Annotated in this window: 13 protein-coding genes; 9 read left to right on the top strand and 4 right to left on the bottom strand. The window is 72.1% G+C overall.

What is annotated here, in order from left to right:
• Window positions 1–19: 19 nt before the first annotated feature.
• The gene (locus ACZ4W5_RS03050) at window positions 20–1,957 is read right to left on the bottom strand and encodes an AMP-dependent synthetase/ligase (RefSeq protein ID WP_465652407.1); all 1,938 of its coding nucleotides are present in this window, start codon (window positions 1,955–1,957) and stop codon (window positions 20–22) included.
• A 327-nt stretch (window positions 1,958–2,284) separates the two neighbouring features.
• Here ACZ4W5_RS03050 and ACZ4W5_RS03045 point away from each other — a divergent pair, with 327 nt between their 5' ends.
• On the top strand, window positions 2,285–4,018 hold the full coding sequence (locus ACZ4W5_RS03045; protein WP_360228799.1) for an ABC transporter ATP-binding protein: 1,734 nt from the start codon (window positions 2,285–2,287) through the stop codon (window positions 4,016–4,018).
• Between the two features lie 146 nt (window positions 4,019–4,164).
• On the top strand, window positions 4,165–6,063 hold the full coding sequence (locus ACZ4W5_RS03040; protein WP_360228982.1) for an ABC transporter ATP-binding protein: 1,899 nt from the start codon (window positions 4,165–4,167) through the stop codon (window positions 6,061–6,063).
• Window positions 6,064–6,228: 165 nt separating this feature from the next.
• Here the strand turns inward: ACZ4W5_RS03040 and lepA are convergent, their stop codons facing one another.
• Window positions 6,229–8,097, bottom strand: coding sequence for a translation elongation factor 4 (gene lepA, locus ACZ4W5_RS03035; protein WP_360228802.1), 1,869 nt, complete (start codon window positions 8,095–8,097; stop codon window positions 6,229–6,231).
• Between the two features lie 190 nt (window positions 8,098–8,287).
• Here lepA and ACZ4W5_RS03030 point away from each other — a divergent pair, with 190 nt between their 5' ends.
• From ACZ4W5_RS03030 to ACZ4W5_RS03020, 3 genes are all read left to right on the top strand, one after another.
• Window positions 8,288–8,593: an antibiotic biosynthesis monooxygenase family protein gene (locus tag ACZ4W5_RS03030; RefSeq protein ID WP_360228805.1), complete on the top strand. Its 306-nt coding sequence runs from the start codon at window positions 8,288–8,290 to the stop codon at window positions 8,591–8,593.
• Window positions 8,594–8,804: 211 nt separating this feature from the next.
• Window positions 8,805–9,074: a 30S ribosomal protein S20 gene (gene rpsT, locus ACZ4W5_RS03025; RefSeq protein ID WP_063347533.1), complete on the top strand. Its 270-nt coding sequence runs from the start codon at window positions 8,805–8,807 to the stop codon at window positions 9,072–9,074.
• Between the two features lie 268 nt (window positions 9,075–9,342).
• Window positions 9,343–10,191, top strand: coding sequence for a hypothetical protein (locus ACZ4W5_RS03020; RefSeq protein ID WP_465652403.1), 849 nt, complete (start codon window positions 9,343–9,345; stop codon window positions 10,189–10,191).
• A 90-nt stretch (window positions 10,192–10,281) separates the two neighbouring features.
• Here the strand turns inward: ACZ4W5_RS03020 and holA are convergent, their stop codons facing one another.
• Window positions 10,282–11,280, bottom strand: a complete 999-nt coding sequence (gene holA / locus ACZ4W5_RS03015; protein ID WP_360228811.1) for a DNA polymerase III subunit delta — start codon at window positions 11,278–11,280, stop codon at window positions 10,282–10,284.
• Window positions 11,281–11,450: 170 nt separating this feature from the next.
• On the opposite strand from holA, the gene ACZ4W5_RS03010 reads away from it, so the two are divergent.
• Window positions 11,451–11,744, top strand: coding sequence for a hypothetical protein (locus ACZ4W5_RS03010; RefSeq protein WP_402483519.1), 294 nt, complete (start codon window positions 11,451–11,453; stop codon window positions 11,742–11,744).
• A 72-nt stretch (window positions 11,745–11,816) separates the two neighbouring features.
• Here the strand turns inward: ACZ4W5_RS03010 and ACZ4W5_RS03005 are convergent, their stop codons facing one another.
• On the bottom strand, window positions 11,817–12,752 hold the full coding sequence (locus tag ACZ4W5_RS03005; protein WP_360228817.1) for a LysR family transcriptional regulator: 936 nt from the start codon (window positions 12,750–12,752) through the stop codon (window positions 11,817–11,819).
• Window positions 12,753–13,029: 277 nt separating this feature from the next.
• Here ACZ4W5_RS03005 and ACZ4W5_RS03000 point away from each other — a divergent pair, with 277 nt between their 5' ends.
• From ACZ4W5_RS03000 to ACZ4W5_RS02990, 3 genes are all read left to right on the top strand, one after another.
• Window positions 13,030–14,238 (top strand): MFS transporter, encoded by a 1,209-nt coding sequence (locus ACZ4W5_RS03000; protein WP_465652450.1) that lies wholly within the window; start codon window positions 13,030–13,032, stop codon window positions 14,236–14,238.
• Window positions 14,239–14,310: 72 nt separating this feature from the next.
• The gene (locus tag ACZ4W5_RS02995; protein WP_465652400.1) at window positions 14,311–14,916 is read left to right on the top strand and encodes a cysteine hydrolase family protein; all 606 of its coding nucleotides are present in this window, start codon (window positions 14,311–14,313) and stop codon (window positions 14,914–14,916) included.
• A 257-nt stretch (window positions 14,917–15,173) separates the two neighbouring features.
• Entirely contained in the window at window positions 15,174–16,301 is a 1,128-nt protein-coding gene (locus tag ACZ4W5_RS02990; RefSeq protein ID WP_465652398.1) for a DUF4185 domain-containing protein, read from the top strand.
• Window positions 16,302–16,478: the final 177 nt, after the last annotated feature.

The raw sequence follows: 16,478 nt of genomic DNA, 5'->3' as shown, positions 1-16,478 counted from the left end.
CCGTACGGGAGGGGGTGGCTCAGGCCTCGTTGGCGCCCGCGTACATGGCGGCCACCGCGTCGGCGTAGGTCCGCTCGACCACCGGGCGCTTGATCTTGAGGCTCGGGGTGAGCTCGCCGTGCTCGATGTCGAGGTCGCGCGGCAGCAGGTGGAACTTCTTGATCGTCTGCCAGCGCTGGAGGTCGGCGTTGACGCGCTTGACGAAGCCCTCGATCAGCTGGTGCACGGCCGGGTCGGCGGTCAGCTCGGCGTAGCTCTTGCCGGCCAGGCCGCGCTCGGCGGCCCACGGCATCAGCACCGCCTCGTCCAGGCCGATCAGCGCGGTGCAGTAGTTGCGGCCGTTGCCGATCACCAGGATGTTGCTGACGAACGGGCAGACCGCCTTGAACTTGCCCTCGACCTCGCTGGGCGCCACGTACTTGCCGCCGGAGGTCTTGAACAGGTCCTTCTTGCGGTCGGTGATCCGCAGGAAGCCGTCGGGGCTGAGCTCGCCGATGTCCTCGGTGTGGAACCAGCCGTCCGGCTCCAGCACCTCGGCGGTCTTCTCCGGCAGGTTGTGGTAGCCGCGCATCACGCCGGGGCCGCGCAGCAGGATCTCGCCGTCCTCGGCGATCCGCACCTCGGTGCCGGGCAGCGGGCGGCCGACCGTGCCGATCCGGACGTCCTCCTTGCGGTTGACGCAGGAGCCGGCGCTGGTCTCGCTCAGCCCGTAGCCCTCCAGGATCGGCACCCCGGCGCCGAGGAAGAAGTAGCCGATCTCGGGGGCCAGGGCGGCGCTGCCGGAGACCGCGCCGCGCAGCCGGCCGCCGAAGGCGGCCCGGATCTTCGCGTACACCAGCTTGTCGGCCAGCGCGTGCTGCAGCCGCAGGCCCAGCGGGGCGCTCTCGACGCCGGTGGCGACCCGGCTCTCCTGGACCGCCCGGGCGTACTCGCGGGCGACCTTGGCGGCCCACAGGAAGATCTTGTACTTGGCGCCGCCCTCGGCCCGGGCCCGCCCGGCGATGCCGTTGTAGACCTTCTCGAAGATGCGGGGCGCCGAGGCCATGGTGGTCGGCCGGATGACCGGCAGGTTGTGGATGATCCGGTCGACCCGGCCGTCCACGGCCATCACGTGGCCGGTGGCGATCTGGCCGGAGATCAGCGTCTTGCCGAAGACGTGCGACAGCGGCAGCCACATGAACTGCACGTCGTCGGGGCCGAGCAGGCCGCTGGCCTCCTGGGCCCGGCCCTCGTAGGCCCAGCAGTCGTGCACCAGGCGCACGCCCTTGGGGCGGCCGGTGGTGCCGGAGGTGTAGATGAGGGTGGCCAGCTGCTCCTTGTCGAGCCCGGCCACGGCCTTCTCGACCGCGTCCGGGTGCTGCTCCAGGTACTCGGCGCCGCGCCGTTCCAGCTCGGCCAGGGTGATCAGGTCCAGCCCGGCCGTCGGGAGCGCCTGCGGCCCCGACTCCCCGGCGGGGGCGTCGAAGAGGATCACGGTGCGCAGCTCGGGCAGCTCGTCGATGTGCTCGACGGCCTTGGCCAGCTGGTCGGCGTTCTCGGCGAACATGGCCCGGGAGCCGGAGTTGGAGAGGATGAAGGCCGTCTCGTCGGCGTTGGTGCTCGGGTAGACGGTGGTGATGGCGGCGCCCGCGCACATGGCGCCCAGGTCGGCGAGGATCCACTCGACCCGGGTGGAGGAGGCCAGCGCGACCCGGTCCTCCGACTGGATGCCGAGCGCCATCAGGCCGGCGGCCACCGCCTTGACCCGGACCGCGGTCTGCGCCCAGGTGAGCGAGCGCCACTGCTCGGCGCCCGGCGCGCCGTCCGCGGCGTGCTCGTCGACCGAGGCCGGGTAGCGGTAGGCCTCGGCGTTCGGGGTCAGGGCGACCCGCTCAAGGAACAGGTGGGCGACGGAGGCGGGACGCCCGGCGACGATGTCGGCACTGCCGGAGTCGATCAGGGACTGCGCGGAACTCAACGAGGACCTCCGGGGGCGGGTGGCCGTCTGAGGGATTGTCGCGGCGTCCGTGGGGGCGGCCGCCGGGCCCCGGTTAACGTGGTCGGTACCGGTCAGTAACAAGGGCGTAGTCAGCAGCCTAGGGGGAAACCGGTCATTCCGTAAGGGGGCGGCCCCAGCTGGCACGCCCCCGACGCGCCGGTGCCGGTCCCACCGGGGGCGCGAACCGGGCCCCGAAGGCAAAGGCCCGGCAAACCTCCGCCGGACGGCCCCCGAATCGTCTGTACGACGCTACAGAACGACGAGAATTGGGGTGCGAACCCAACCGGCGACGACAAGAGTGTGCCAGTGCTGATCAGACTGCTCCGGGCGTACCTGCGCCCATACTCCCGACCGATCACCCTGCTGGTGGCCCTCCAGCTGGTGTCCACCCTCGCGGCGCTCTACCTGCCCACACTCAACGCCGACATCATCGACAAGGGCGTGGTCAAGGGCGACACCGGCTACATCCTGCGCCTGGGCGCCGTGATGATCGGCGTCACCCTGCTCCAGGCGCTCTGCTCCATCGGCGCCGTCTACTACGGCGCCCGCACCGCGATGGCCTTCGGCCGCGACCTGCGGGCCGCCGTCTTCGACCGGGTGCAGAGCTTCTCCGCCCGCGAGGTCGGCCAGTTCGGCGCCCCGTCGCTGATCACCCGCACCACCAACGACGTCCAGCAGGTCCAGATGCTGGCCCTGATGAGCTTCACCCTGATGGTCGCCGCACCGATCATGTGCGTCGGCGGCATCATCATGGCGCTCAACCAGGACGTCCCGCTGTCCGGCCTGCTGCTCGCCGTCATCCCCGCGCTCGGCGTCGTCGTCGTCCTGCTGGTGCGCGCCCTGCGGCCGAAGTTCCGCAGCATGCAGGTGAAGATCGACACCGTGAACCGGGTGCTGCGCGAGCAGATCACCGGCATCCGGGTCATCCGCGCCTTCGTCAAGGACGGCCACGAGCAGCAGCGCTTCGCCGACGCCAACGAGGACCTCACCCAGGTCGCCCGGCAGGTCGGCCGGCTGATGTCCGTGATGTTCCCCGCCGTGATGCTGGTCGTCAACGTCTCCAGCGTCGCGGTGCTCTGGTTCGGCGCCCACCGCATCGACAGCGGCGGCATGGAGATCGGCGGGCTCACCGCCTTCCTCTCCTACCTGATGCAGATCCTGATGAGCGTCATGATGGCCACCTTCATGTTCATGATGGTGCCGCGCGCCGAGGTCTGCGCCGAACGCGTCCAGGAGGTCCTCTCCACCGCCTCCAGCGTCGTCCCGCCCGCCGCCCCGGTCACCGAGCTGCTGCGCCGCGGGCACCTGGAACTGCGCGACGTCGCCTTCCGCTACCCCGGCGCCGAGGCCCCGGTGCTGCGCGGCATCGACCTCACCGCCCGCCCCGGCGAGACCACCGCCATCATCGGCTCCACCGGCGCCGGCAAGTCCACCCTGCTCGGCCTCGTCCCCCGGCTCTTCGACGCCACCTCCGGACAGGTCCTGCTCGACGGCACCGACGTGCGCGAACTCTCCGCCGACACGATCGCCGACAGCGTCGGCATCGTCCCGCAGAAGCCCTACCTCTTCTCCGGCACCGTCGCCAGCAACCTCCGCTACGGCCGTCCCGACGCCACCGACGAGGAGCTCTGGCACGCCCTGGAGATCGCCCAGGCCAAGGACTTCGTCGAGAAGCTGCCCGAAGGCCTGGACGCCCCCATCGCCCAGGGCGGCAGCAACGTCTCCGGCGGCCAGCGCCAGCGCCTGGCCATCGCCCGGGCACTCGTCCGGCGGCCCGACGTCTACCTCTTCGACGACTCCTTCTCCGCGCTCGACTACGCCACCGACGCCAGGCTGCGCAAGGCCCTCGCCCGCGAGACCTCGAACGCCACCGTCCTGATCGTCGCCCAGCGCGTCTCCACCATCCGCGACGCCGACCGGATCATCGTCCTCGACGAGGGCGCCGTCGTCGGCAGCGGCACCCACCACGAACTGATGGCCGACAACCCGACGTACCGGGAGATCGTGCTCTCCCAGCTCACCGAGCAGGAGGCGGCGTGACCAGCCCAGGAAAGCCCGCCGGAAAGCCGGCCGGGCAGCCGGCCGGGACCCCCGCCGGACCGGGCGCCGGACAGCCCGACGACCGGCTCCCCAGCGACTCCCAGGCCGCCGCCGCCCGCCGCGGACCGGCCGGACCGGGCCGCTTCATGGGCGGCCAGGGCACCGAGAAGTCCATGGACTTCAAGGGCTCCGGCAAACGCGTGCTCGGCCTGCTGCGCCCCGAACGCACCATCCTGATCGGCGTCCTGCTGCTCGGCGTGCTCGGCATCGGCTGCGCCGTCACCGGCCCGAAGATCCTCGGCGACGCCACCGACCTGATCTTCGCCGGCGTCATCGGCGCCCGCTTCCCGGCCGGCACCTCCAAGGCCGAGGTCATCGCCGGACTGCGCGCCCACGGCGACGGCGGCATCGCCGACCTGCTCTCCGCCGTGGACTTCACCCCCGGCCAGGGCATGGACTTCGGCGCCATCGGTTCCGTCCTGCTCTGGGTGCTCGGCATCTACGTCGCCTCCGCCCTCTTCGGCATCGTCCAGGGCCGGCTGGCCACCCGGGCGATCCAGTCCGCCAGCTACCGGCTGCGCCAGGACGTCGAGGCCAAGCTCGCCCGGCTGCCGCTCAGCTACTTCGACAAGCAGCCGCGCGGCGAGGTGCTCAGCCGGGTCACCAACGACATCGACAACATCGGCCAGTCGATGCAGCAGACCATGGGGCAGATCGTCAACTCGCTGCTCACCGTGGTCGGTGTGCTCGCGATGATGTTCTGGATCTCCCCCGTCCTCGCCGCGATCGCCCTGGTCTCCGTACCGCTCTCGGTGGTCGTCGCCGCCAAGGTCGGCAAGCGGGCCCAGCCGCAGTTCGTCCAGCAGTGGAAGTCCACCGGCCAACTCAACGCCCACATCGAGGAGATGTACACCGGCCACAACCTGGTCAAGGCGTTCGGCCGGCACCGCGAGTCCGCCGAGACCTTCCGCGAGCACAACGACGCGCTGTTCCACGCCAGCTTCCGCGCCCAGTTCATCTCCGGGATCATCCAGCCCGCGATGATGCTGATCGGCAACCTGCAGTACGTGCTGGTCGCCGTGGTCGGCGGCCTGCGGGTGGCCAGCGGCGCGCTGTCCATCGGCGACGTCCAGGCCTTCATCCAGTACTCCCGGCAGTTCAGCCAGCCGCTCACCCAGGTCGCCAGCATGGCCAACCTGGTGCAGTCCGGGGTCGCCTCCGCCGAGCGCGTCTTCGAACTGCTCGACGCCCCCGAGCAGAGCCCCGAACCGGCCATGCCCGAGAAGCCCGACACCGTCCACGGCCGGGTCGCCTTCCAGGACGTGTCCTTCCGCTACGACCCCGACAAGCCGCTCATCGACGACCTCTCGCTCAAGGTCGAACCCGGCCAGACCGTCGCCATCGTCGGCCCCACCGGCGCCGGCAAGACCACCCTGGTCAACCTGCTGATGCGGTTCTACGAGGTCAGCTCCGGACGCATCACCCTCGACGGCGTCGACATCGCCGCGATGTCCCGCGAGGACCTGCGCTCCGGCATCGGCATGGTCCTCCAGGACACCTGGCTGTTCGGCGGCACCATCGCCGACAACATCGCCTACGGCGCCGGCTCCGCCACCCGCGAACAGGTCGTCGAGGCCGCCAGGGCCGCCCACGTCGACCGCTTCGTCCGCACCCTCCCGGACGGCTACGACACCGTCATCGACGACGAGGGCACCGGCGTCAGCGCGGGCGAGAAGCAGCTGATCACCATCGCCCGGGCCTTCCTCGCCCAGCCGTCCATCCTGGTCCTCGACGAGGCCACCAGCTCCGTCGACACCCGCACCGAGGTGCTCATCCAGCGGGCCATGGCCCGGCTGCGCACCGGCCGCACCAGCTTCGTCATCGCCCACCGGCTCTCCACCATCCGGGACGCCGACGTGATCCTGGTGATGGAGAACGGCTCCATCGTGGAGCAGGGCTCGCACGACGAGCTGATCGCCGCCGACGGCGCCTACGCCCGGCTCTACCAGGCCCAGTTCGCGGAGGCCGTGGCCGAGGTGGACTGACCCGTCGCCACCCGCGGAGCCGGGACGGAACCCTCCGTCCCGGCTCCGCGCACGTCGGCGCCCACCCCGCCCGTGGGCTCGAGCAGCCGACGGCGAGGGCCTCCTGGAAACGCCGGAGGGCCCGGGCTGCTGCCCGGGCCCTCCTGGTACCGCTTCCCGCTACGCCTACTTCTTGTCCTTCGGCGTCTCGGCGTCGGTGGACAGCGCGGCGATGAAGGCCTCCTGCGGGACCTCCACACTGCCGACCATCTTCATCCGCTTCTTGCCTTCCTTCTGCTTCTCCAGCAGCTTCCGCTTGCGGGAGATGTCACCGCCGTAGCACTTGGCGAGGACGTCCTTGCGGATCGCGCGGACCGTCTCCCGGGCGATCACCCGGGAGCCGATGGCGGCCTGGATCGGCACCTCGAACTGCTGGCGGGGGATGAGCTTCTGCAGCTTGCCGGCCATCATCACGCCGTAGCCGTAGGCCTTGTCCTTGTGCACGATCGCGGAGAACGCGTCCACCGCGTCGCCGTGCAGCAGGATGTCGACCTTCACCAGCTGGGCGGCCTGCTCGCCGATGGGCTCGTAGTCGAGCGAGGCGTAGCCGCGGGTCTTGGACTTCAACTGGTCGAAGAAGTCGAAGACGATCTCCGCGAGCGGCAGGGTGTAGCGCAGCTCGACCCGGTCCTCGGAGAGGTAGTCCATGCCCTGGAGGCTGCCGCGGCGGGACTGGCAGAGCTCCATGATCGCGCCGACGAACTCGTTCGGCGCCAGGATGGTGCCGCGCACGACCGGCTCGAAGACCTCGGAGATCTTGCCGGTCGGGAACTCGCTCGGGTTCGTGACGGTGTGCTCGCTGCCGTCCTCCATCACCACCCGGTAGACCACGTTCGGGGCGGTGGAGATCAGGTCGAGGTTGAACTCGCGCTCCAGGCGCTCCCGGATGATCTCCAGGTGCAGCAGGCCGAGGAAGCCGCAGCGGTAGCCGAAGCCGAGCGCGACCGAGGTCTCCGGCTCGTACACCAGGGCGGCGTCGTTGAGGCGCAGCTTGTCCAGCGCGTCGCGCAGCAGCGGGTAGTCCGAGCCGTCCAGCGGGTACAGGCCGGAGAACACCATCGGGCGCGGGTCCTTGTAGCCGCCGAGCGGCTCGGTGGCGCCCTTGTGCATCGAGGTGATCGTGTCACCGACCTTGGACTGCCGGACGTCCTTCACACCGGTGATGATGTAGCCCACCTCGCCGACGCCGAGGCCGTCGGCGACCTTCGGCTCGGGCGAGATGACGCCGATCTCCAGCAGCTCGTGGGTGGCGCCGGTGGACATCATCTGGATGCGCTCGCGCTTGGTGAGCTGGCCGTCCACGACACGGACGTAGGTGACCACGCCGCGGTAGGAGTCGTACACCGAGTCGAAGATCATCGCGCGGGCCGGGGCGTCCTTGACGCCGACCGGGGCCGGGATGGTGTTGACGATGTGGTCCAGCAGGTCCTCGACGCCGAGACCGGTCTTGGCGCTGACCTGGAGCACGTCGGAGGGGTCGCAGCCGATGATGTGGGCGATCTCGGCGGCGTACTTCTCCGGCTGGGCGGCCGGCAGGTCGATCTTGTTGAGGACCGGGACGATCGTGAGGTCGTTCTCCAGCGCCAGGTACAGGTTGGCGAGGGTCTGCGCCTCGATGCCCTGGGCCGCGTCGACCACCAGGATGGTGCCCTCGCAGGCCGCGAGGGAGCGGGACACCTCGTACGTGAAGTCCACGTGGCCGGGGGTGTCGATCATGTTGAGGATGTGGGTCGTCCCGGCGTCCGGCCCGGTCTTCGGGGCCCACGGGAGGCGGACCGCCTGCGACTTGATGGTGATGCCGCGCTCGCGCTCGATGTCCATGCGGTCGAGGTACTGGGCGCGCATCTGCCGGGGGTCGACGACGCCGGTGATCTGCAGCATCCGGTCTGCGAGCGTCGACTTGCCGTGGTCGATGTGGGCGATGATGCAGAAGTTGCGGATCAGCGCCGGGTCGGTACGGCTGGGCTCTGGCACATTGCTGGGGGTCGCGGGCACCTTGGTCCGATTCTCCGTTGGTCCGGGGCCGGGGGTGTCCGGATCATCGCTGACCGGCTATCCCGGGGACCGGACGGTCTCGTCCGATCGAAATAGTTCCTCCCATCCTCCCACGACTACGGGCCGGGACGCCGTTCGGGCACCTCACAGCCTTCCGCCGCACGCTCGTGAGGCGGCAGGATGGCCGTTCATGATCCTGGAAAGCGCCCTGCTCGACGTCCTGCCCGGCCGGGAGGACGAGTTCCTCGCCGCCTTCGCCGAGGCCCGCCCGCTGATCGCCGTCCAACGCGGCTTCCGCTCCCTGGAGCTGCGCCGCTGCCTGGACGAGGGGCGCGGCTCGCGCTTCCTGCTGCAGGTGGAGTGGGAGACCCTCGCCGACCACACCGAGGGCTTCCGCGGCTCGGCCGAGTACGCGCGGTGGCGGGAGCTGCTGCACCACTTCTACCGGCCGTTCCCGGAGGTCGAGCACTACGGGGAGCCGGTGCTGAGCGCCTGACCCGCCCGCGGGCCCGCCGACCCGCTGCCCCGGGGCAGCTGCGGGCCGACCGCCGGTTTGGGGCGGGCGGCGGGCCCCTGGTAGCGTGGTCAGCTGCACCTGGCCTCGGCATGCCCTCTCAGCTGGTCCGACGGCCGCAGGGTGCAACCCTCCCCCAGCCTCCGGGCCGGGGGGGACCCCCAGTAACCATTCACAAGACTGAGGCTCCTTCGTGGCGAACATCAAGTCCCAGATCAAGCGCAACAAGACCAACGAGAAGGCGCGCCTGCGCAACAAGGCCGTCAAGTCCTCGCTGAAGACCGCTCTGCGCAAGGCCCGCGAGGCCGCTGCCGCCGGTGAAACCGAGAAGGCCACCGTGCTGGCCCGTGCCGCCTCCAAGGCGCTCGACAAGGCCGTGAGCAAGGGCGTCATCCACGCCAACCAGGCCGCCAACAAGAAGTCGGCCATCACCAAGCGCGTCAACACCGCCGCCCAGGCCTGACGCCCCCGGGGGCTCCGGCCCCCACCGCCTCAGGGCGACCCGGCCCTCTACCCGGAACCCCGAGGCGTGCGAGACTCGCACCGCACGCGGCCTGCGTTCGCCACGCGGGTGCGGTGCACACGAGCTGTACGGCAGGCGCCGCAGTCAGCCTCTCCCCGAGGCCGACTGCGGCGCCTGTCGCGTTCCGCGTCCCGGCCACTAGGGTCGGTCAGGCGCGACCGGGGGTGCGGGGAGCACCCACGGCGCCAGTCCCGAGGGGGGAACTTCCATGACGACGCCACCGCCACCGCCGTCGCCGTCGCCGGGCCAGGGTGCCGGCCCGAACGGGCCCGGCTACGGCTTTCCGCAGCAGGCGGCCGCGGCGCCCGTACCGGGCACGGGTGGGCCGGGTGGGCCTGGTGGGCCGGGGGCCGGCGCCTTCGGGCCGCCGCCCGGGCTGCCGACCGCGCCCGGGCTGCCCGCCGCGCCGCCCAAGAGCGGCGGGCTGCGCCGCAACGCCGTCTGGGCCTTCGTCGGCGCGGTCCTCGCCTCGGCCGGCTGGGCCGCCGCCGTGGCGGTCGTCCCGGACCTGGTCAGCAACGACTCCTCACCGCGCAGCCTCGGCAACTACCACCTCTCCGACGACTTCTGCGCCACCGCGAAGCCCTCCCGGCTGCTGGAGAGCTACACCGTCACCACGGACAGCAGTTCGCCGTCCCACCACACCGACCGGACCGCCGCCCTGGACAGCATGAACTGCTCCATGTCGCTCAAGCGGACCGGCGGCGGCAGCGACAGCGAGTACGCCAGCGTGTACATCCGCGCCGACCTGCACAAGGCCGTCAACCCGGCGCCCGAGCAGGCGTCCGGCAAGGAGCTCTACCGGGCCCGGGGCTACCAGATCACCGACATCCAGGGGATCGGCGAGGACGCGTACTTCATCTACAAGGACGACGGCGGCACGGGCTCGTACCACAGCCTGTTCGCCGAGGTGCAGATCCGCGACGGCGGGATGACCTACTACATCAGCTACAACGCCAGTTACACCCAGGGGAAGTCCAACCCGCCGTCCATGACCGAGCTCCGCAACGACCTGCAGACCGACGCCGACAACGCCGTACGGGCCATGCGCAAGTAGCCGTCCGCCGCCCCCGCCGCCTCGCCGCCCCCGCCGCCTCGCCGTCTCGCCGTCTCGCCGTCTCGCCGTCTCGCCGTCTCGCCGCCGAGGTCAGTACGCGGGGCGGGAGCCGGCCCGGGCGGCCTTGGCGACGGCCACCACCGCCCGCTCCAGGGCGAAGGCCGGGTCGGCCGAGCCGCCCTTGACCGCCGCGTCGGCCTGGGCGATCGCGGTGAGCGCCGTGGCCACCGCATCGCCCGTCCACCCGCGCATCTGCTGGCGGACCCGGTCCACCTTCCACGGCGGCATGCCCAACTCGCGGGCCAGATCGGCCGGACGCATGTTCCGCCCGGTCGTCGCCAGCCGACCGATGCTGCGCACGCCGGAGGCCAGCGCGTAGGTGATGCCGGTCGGCGGCTGGCCGACGGCCAGCGCCCAGCGCAGCCGCTCCAGCGCCTCGGCCGCCCGGCCGGTGACCGCCAGGTCGGCCACCTCGAACCCGGTCGCCTCGGCCCGTCCGCTGTAGTAGCGGGCCACCACCGTCTCGTCGATCGTGCCCTCGACGTCCGAGGTCAACTGGCTGCACGCGGCGGCGAGCTCGCGCAGGTCGCTGCCGAGCGCGTCCAGCAGCGCCTGGCAGGCCTCCTGGGTCGCGGAGCGGCCCAGCGTACGGAACTCGCCCTTGACGAAGGCCAGCCGCTCGCCCGCCTTGGCCAGCTTGGCGCAGGCCACCTCGCGCCCGCCCGCCTTGCGCCCGGCGTCCAGCAGGCCCTTGCCCTTGGCCCCGCCGGCGTGCACCAGGACCATGATCACTTCCTCGGCCGGGGCCTCGATGTACGCCTTGACCTCCTTCACCGACTCGGCGGAGAGGTCCTGCGCGGCCCGCACCACGATCACCTTGCGCTCGGCGAACAGCGAGGGCGTGGTCAGCTCGGCCAGACTGCCCGGCTGCAGCCCGCCGGGCGGGAGGTCCCGCACGTCGGTGTCCGGGTCAGCCGCCCTGGCCGCGGCCACCACCTGGGCGACCGCACGGTCCAGCAGCAGCTCCTCCTGGCCGACCGCGAGGGTCAGCGGGGCGAGCAGGTCGTCGGGTGCACTCTTCCTGGCCATCGCCTACCAGCATCCCACGCGCGGCGGACACTCCCGGCCGTACGGCCGGGGCTCGTACGGGCGGGGGGTGGGGCCAGGGGCCGGGCCAGGGGGACGGGGGTCCGGGGCCAGGGCTCGGCGAAGGCCGACCGCCCTGCGGGGGTGCGCGGCCCGACCTGGAGAATGGTCCGGTGACCGAGAACCACGCCCCCGACCTGCCGGACGTCGACGACCCGTTCGTCCGCCAGCTGCTCGTCCTGCCCGACCGCGACACCGCCGACGAGGCCGCCGAGGAACTCTCCGCCGCCCACCCCGACCTCGGCGAGCTGGAGATCGTCCGCGACGCGCTGGCCGGCGAGGACGACGCCGAGGACGCCCAGTGGCTCGTCGTCCTCGACCCCCCGTCCGACGGCTGGACCCCCGCCCTCCTGCACGCCCTCGACACCCTCGCGGCCTCCTACGAGGGCTGGCGCGAGGAGGCCTGACCGGGCCGTCGCCCGTCCCCGACGCCCGGCCCCGACGCCCGTCCCAGACGCCCCCGGCGTTCCCCGAGGTGGTCAGTTCGGCAGCACCCAGTCCGGCCGCCAGGTCCCGGGGGCGTCGCGGGCGGGCGACGTGGCGGCGAGGTGGGCCCGGAGGGTGGCCAACGCCGGGTTGGGGTTGTCCCGGTGCCACAGCAGCGAGTGCGGGTAGACCGGCGTCGGGTCGGTCACCGGGATGCGGCGCAGACCGTGGCCGGCCGGCCAGACCAGCCGGGTGCGCTCGCTCATGAAGGTGGCCAGGGCCGGGGTGTCGGCGACGGTGTCCAGCAGCGCATCGGAGCCGAAGTTGGGGCCGGTCGCCTCGATGGTGAGGCCGAACTCGGCGACCAGGTCGTCGTAGTAGGCGGCCCACTCGGTGCCGGGGGCGATGCCTGGCATCCAGATCCGGTGGCCGACCAGCTGGGCGACGGTCACCGAGCGGGCGCCCGCCAGCGCGTGCGCCGGACCGGTGAGCAACTGCAACGGCTCGTCGAGCACCCGGACGGACTCGATGTCCTCCGGGAAGGGCCGCCCGGGCGCGGCGACGGCGCGGAAGGACGCGTCGATCGCCCCCGAGCGGATCGCGGCGACGGCCGCCGCCACGTCGAACAGCATCACCACGTCCAACTCGATCCCGGGGTGCGCCCGGTGGAAGTCGCGCATCAGACCCGACCCGGCGCCGCGCGAGGCGATGATGTCGACCCGCAGCGGCCGCCGGCCCGTCCGCACCGAGGCGACGGCCCGCTCGGCGGCGCGCAGCAGTTCGCGCGCGTGGGGCAGGAACGCCTGTCCGTCGATGGTGAGTTCGGCGCCGCGCGGGGTGCGGGTGAACAGGCGCACCCCGAGGTCGCGCTCCAGGGCGGCGATGCGTTTGGAGACGGCCTGCTGGGTGACCGCCAGGTCGACGGCGGCCTTCTGGAACTGGCCGGCCTCGGCGGCGGCGGCGAAGGTGCGTACGGCTTCGAGGTCCACGTCGGCCCACCTTAGAGAACAACGGACGGTTGTACCCGGCGGGTGGGTCGGTTGTTTGACCTGCGATTGTGGCGCTCGGTTAGCTCTCCCCGGTCAACGTCGGTTTGTTCGAACGGAATGTCGAGGGAGTGCGCCGGACATGGTGGGCACGGGGGACGCGGCAGGTGCGGCGGGCGCAGCGGGTGCGGCAGGCGCAACGGGCACGGCAGGCGCGGCGGGCACGGCAGGTGCGGCGGGCAGGTTCGGCAGGAGACGGCTCGGCCCGGGGTTCGGCTGGCTGTGGGCGGCCTACGCGGTCAGTGCGTACGGGTCCGGACTGGGGTTCGGCGCCCTGCCACTGCTGGCCGTACTGGTGCTGCACGCCGGGCCCGCCCAGGTGTCCGCACTGTCCGCCGTGGGCCCCGCCGTGGGGGCGCTGATCGCGCTGCCGCTCGCGCCCTGGGTGGAGTTCCGGCGCAAACGCCCGGTGATGATCGCCATGGACCTGGTCCGGTTCGCGGCCATGGCGACGATCCCGGCCGCCTACGCCCTCGGACTCCTCGGCTTCGCCCAACTGCTGGCGGTCTCGGCCGTCGTCGCCGCGGCCAAGATCGCGTTCAACGCGGCCGCCGGCGCCCACCTCAAGGCCCTGGTCCGGCCCGAGGACCTCCTGGTGGCCAACTCCCGCTTCGAATCCACGAACTGGAGCTCCATCGCGATCGGACCGCCCCTGGGCGGAGCCGCCATCGGCCTGTTCGGGCCGGTCACCACCGTGATCGCCGACGGGCTCAGCTACCTGCTCTCCGCCCTCGGCATCGGCGCCATCCGCGGCCGGGAGGAGGCCCCGCAGCCCGCCGGACGGAACCCGGGGCGGGCCGGCTCGGTCCTCGACGGCTGGCGGCACATCCTCGGCGACCCCGACCTGCGAGCGCTCTACCTCAACAACCTGCTCGTCTCCGGGCTGATCATGGCCACCGAACCGCTGCTGGCCGTCCTCATGCTGCGCCAACTCCACTTCCCGCCCTGGCAGTACGGCCTCGCTTTCGCCGCCCCCTGTCTCGGCGGACTCATCGGCTCCCGGCTCGCCCAGCGCGTCGTGACCCGCTACGGCCGCCGCCGGGTCTTCCGGACCGTCGGCACCCTGCGCTCCGTCTGGCTGATCGGCCTGGTCCTCGTCCGCCCCGGCATCGTCGGCCTGGTCACCGTGATGGCCGTCGAACTCGCCATCATCATCAACATGAGCCTCTACACCCCGGTGCTCGCCACCCACCGGCTCGAACGCACGCCCAAGCACCTCCTCGCCCGCACCCTGTCCGCCTGGTCCATCGGCCAGCAGGCCGCCATCGCCGTCTGCACCGCGCTCGGCGGCCTGCTCGCCGACGCCACCGGCCCACGCGCCGCCCTCGCCGTCGCGGGCCTGCTCATCCTGGCCACCCCGCTGCTGCTCCCGCGAGGCGACCGGCAGCCCTCGCCGCAGGAGCCGGAGCCGTCCCCCAGCCGCTCCTGAAGCCGCCGGAAACCGTAGCCCCGTCCGGCCGTAGGCCCGTCCGACCGCAGCCCCCGCCTGGAGTCCACCCCCATGAGCACCGCCCTTCTCGTCCTGGACTGCCAACCCGCGGTCCTGGCCGCCCTGCCCGACACCGGGGCCCGCGAGGCCCTGCTCGCCCGCCTGGAGCGGGCCGTCGCCGACGTCCGGGCGGCGGGCGGCACCATCGCCTCGGTGCGCCTCGGCTTCACCGAGGCCGACTGGGCGGCCGTCCCGGTCGCCAACGCGACCTTCGCCGCGCTGGCGCGGCACCGCGCCCTGCACCACCAGGACCGGGCCACCGCCGTCCACGAGCGCCTGACCCCCCGCGACGGCGACCTCGTGGTACGCAAGACCCGCCACGGCGCCCTGTCCACCACCGACCTCGACCGGCAGTTGCGTGGGCGCGGCATCACCACCCTGGTCGTCGCGGGCCTCAGCACCGGCGGCGCGGTCCTGTCCACCGTCCTCGATGCGGCCGACCGCGACTACCGCCTGCACGTCCTCTCGGACGGCGTCGCCGACCCGGACCCCGACCTCCACGACACCCTGCTCCGACGGGTCCTCCCCTCCCGCGCCCACCTCGTCGACACCGCCGGACTGCCCGCCCTGCTCCGGGCCGGCCGAACCGGTACGTCGGTGGCGGCGGCCCCGCGCTAGGGACCTGCCGCGCTCGCGGCACTCGCCGCGCTGGAGGACTTCGTCCGTGAACCTCCGCTGGGTCGACCAGTGCCCGGACTACCCCGCATCACCGGCCTCCGCAGGCCCTACCCAATTCGGGTGAAGGTCCGTCCACCCACCGACCGGACAGCAATGCGTCGCCATAGCCTCGATGGCGCCCCGTCGCCGCTCGGGTGCGCGATCCGGGCGAAGGTGTGCGGGATCCGTATCCGTCGATCCGGAAGGCCACCGACACCATGACACGCTCAGCGGGCGGAAACGACGAGACGACCGGCGGGCCCTCCCGCCGCCAACTGCTCAGGATCGGCATCGGTGTCGCCGTGGGGGCCGGGGCCATCGGCTCCGGTGCTCCCGCCGCGCTCGCCAACGGCCCGTACGACCCGGCCAGTCCGACGATCGCGACCAAGTTCAAGAACCTCAGCGGCCCGGCCGAGACCGGGGCGCTCGGCGCAGCGTGGACCGACCTCGGCATCCCGGTCCGATGCCCGGACGGCACCATGCTCTTCGTCTGCGGCGACACCTTCGACGGCGACCAGGTCTTCGCCGGGCAGTGGAACGCGCCCGTCGGACTGCGCTCCAGCAGCGCGGACCTGGACAACCTGCGCATCGACGGCGTCGTCCGGGGCGCCCACGGCATCAGCCTCGTCGACGAGCCGCACACCCCGGTCGGCGACACCGCGCACACGACTGCGATCCCCTCCGACGCCTTCGTCGTCGACGGCGTGATGTACATGCACCTCATGCGCGGGGTCATCTACGACACCCACCACACCGACTTCTGGCGCTCCACCGACAACGGGCAGACCTGGGAGTACCTGTGCCAGTGGCCCGGCGACCTGCACGGCGGGCAGTTCCAGCAGAAGACGTACGCGGTGGCCGACGACGGCTACTGCTACGTGCTGTCCACGGTCTTCAACCGTGAGGTGGAGTCGGGGATGCTGCTGCACCGGGTGCGGAAGGAGAGTCTCGGCAACCCGGACGCCTACGAGCCCTGGGGCTACACCGACGGCAACTGGCAGTGGAACGCCCCCGCCCCGACGACGGTCTTCGGCACCCGCAAGTGGGGCGAGCTGTGCTTCCGCGCCATGGACGGCAAGTACGTCCTCACCTGGTTGAACACGGACCCACTGTCGATCAGGGCGATGGTCTTCGCGCTCCCGACCTCGGACCTGACCCGGACCCTGGAACAGGCCATGATCCTCCCCTGCGCCCCGGGTCAGGAGACCGCCAACTTCGTGGCCAGCCCGTACGGCGGCTTCGTCATCCCCGGCTCGACGTTCGGCAACTTCCACATCGTCGTCAGCCAGTGGTACGACCTGACGAACTACCGGATCATGCAGTACCGGATCAACATGCTGTCCTGATCCCCCGCGCGGGCGGCCTTGCCGCATTCCTCAACTTCCCGCACCCACAGGCGCATTGCCCCGGCGGGGGGGGGGGGGGGGGGGGGGGGGGGGGGGGGGGGGGGGGGGGGGGGGGGGGGGGGGGGGGGGGGGGGGGGGGGGGGGGGGGGGGGGGGGGGTGGCTGTGGGACGGACTCG

This window comes from Kitasatospora sp. NPDC029367 (assembly GCF_055569135.1).
Note: the sequence above shows the minus strand (reverse complement) of the source record. Positions and strands in the feature narration are given on the sequence as shown.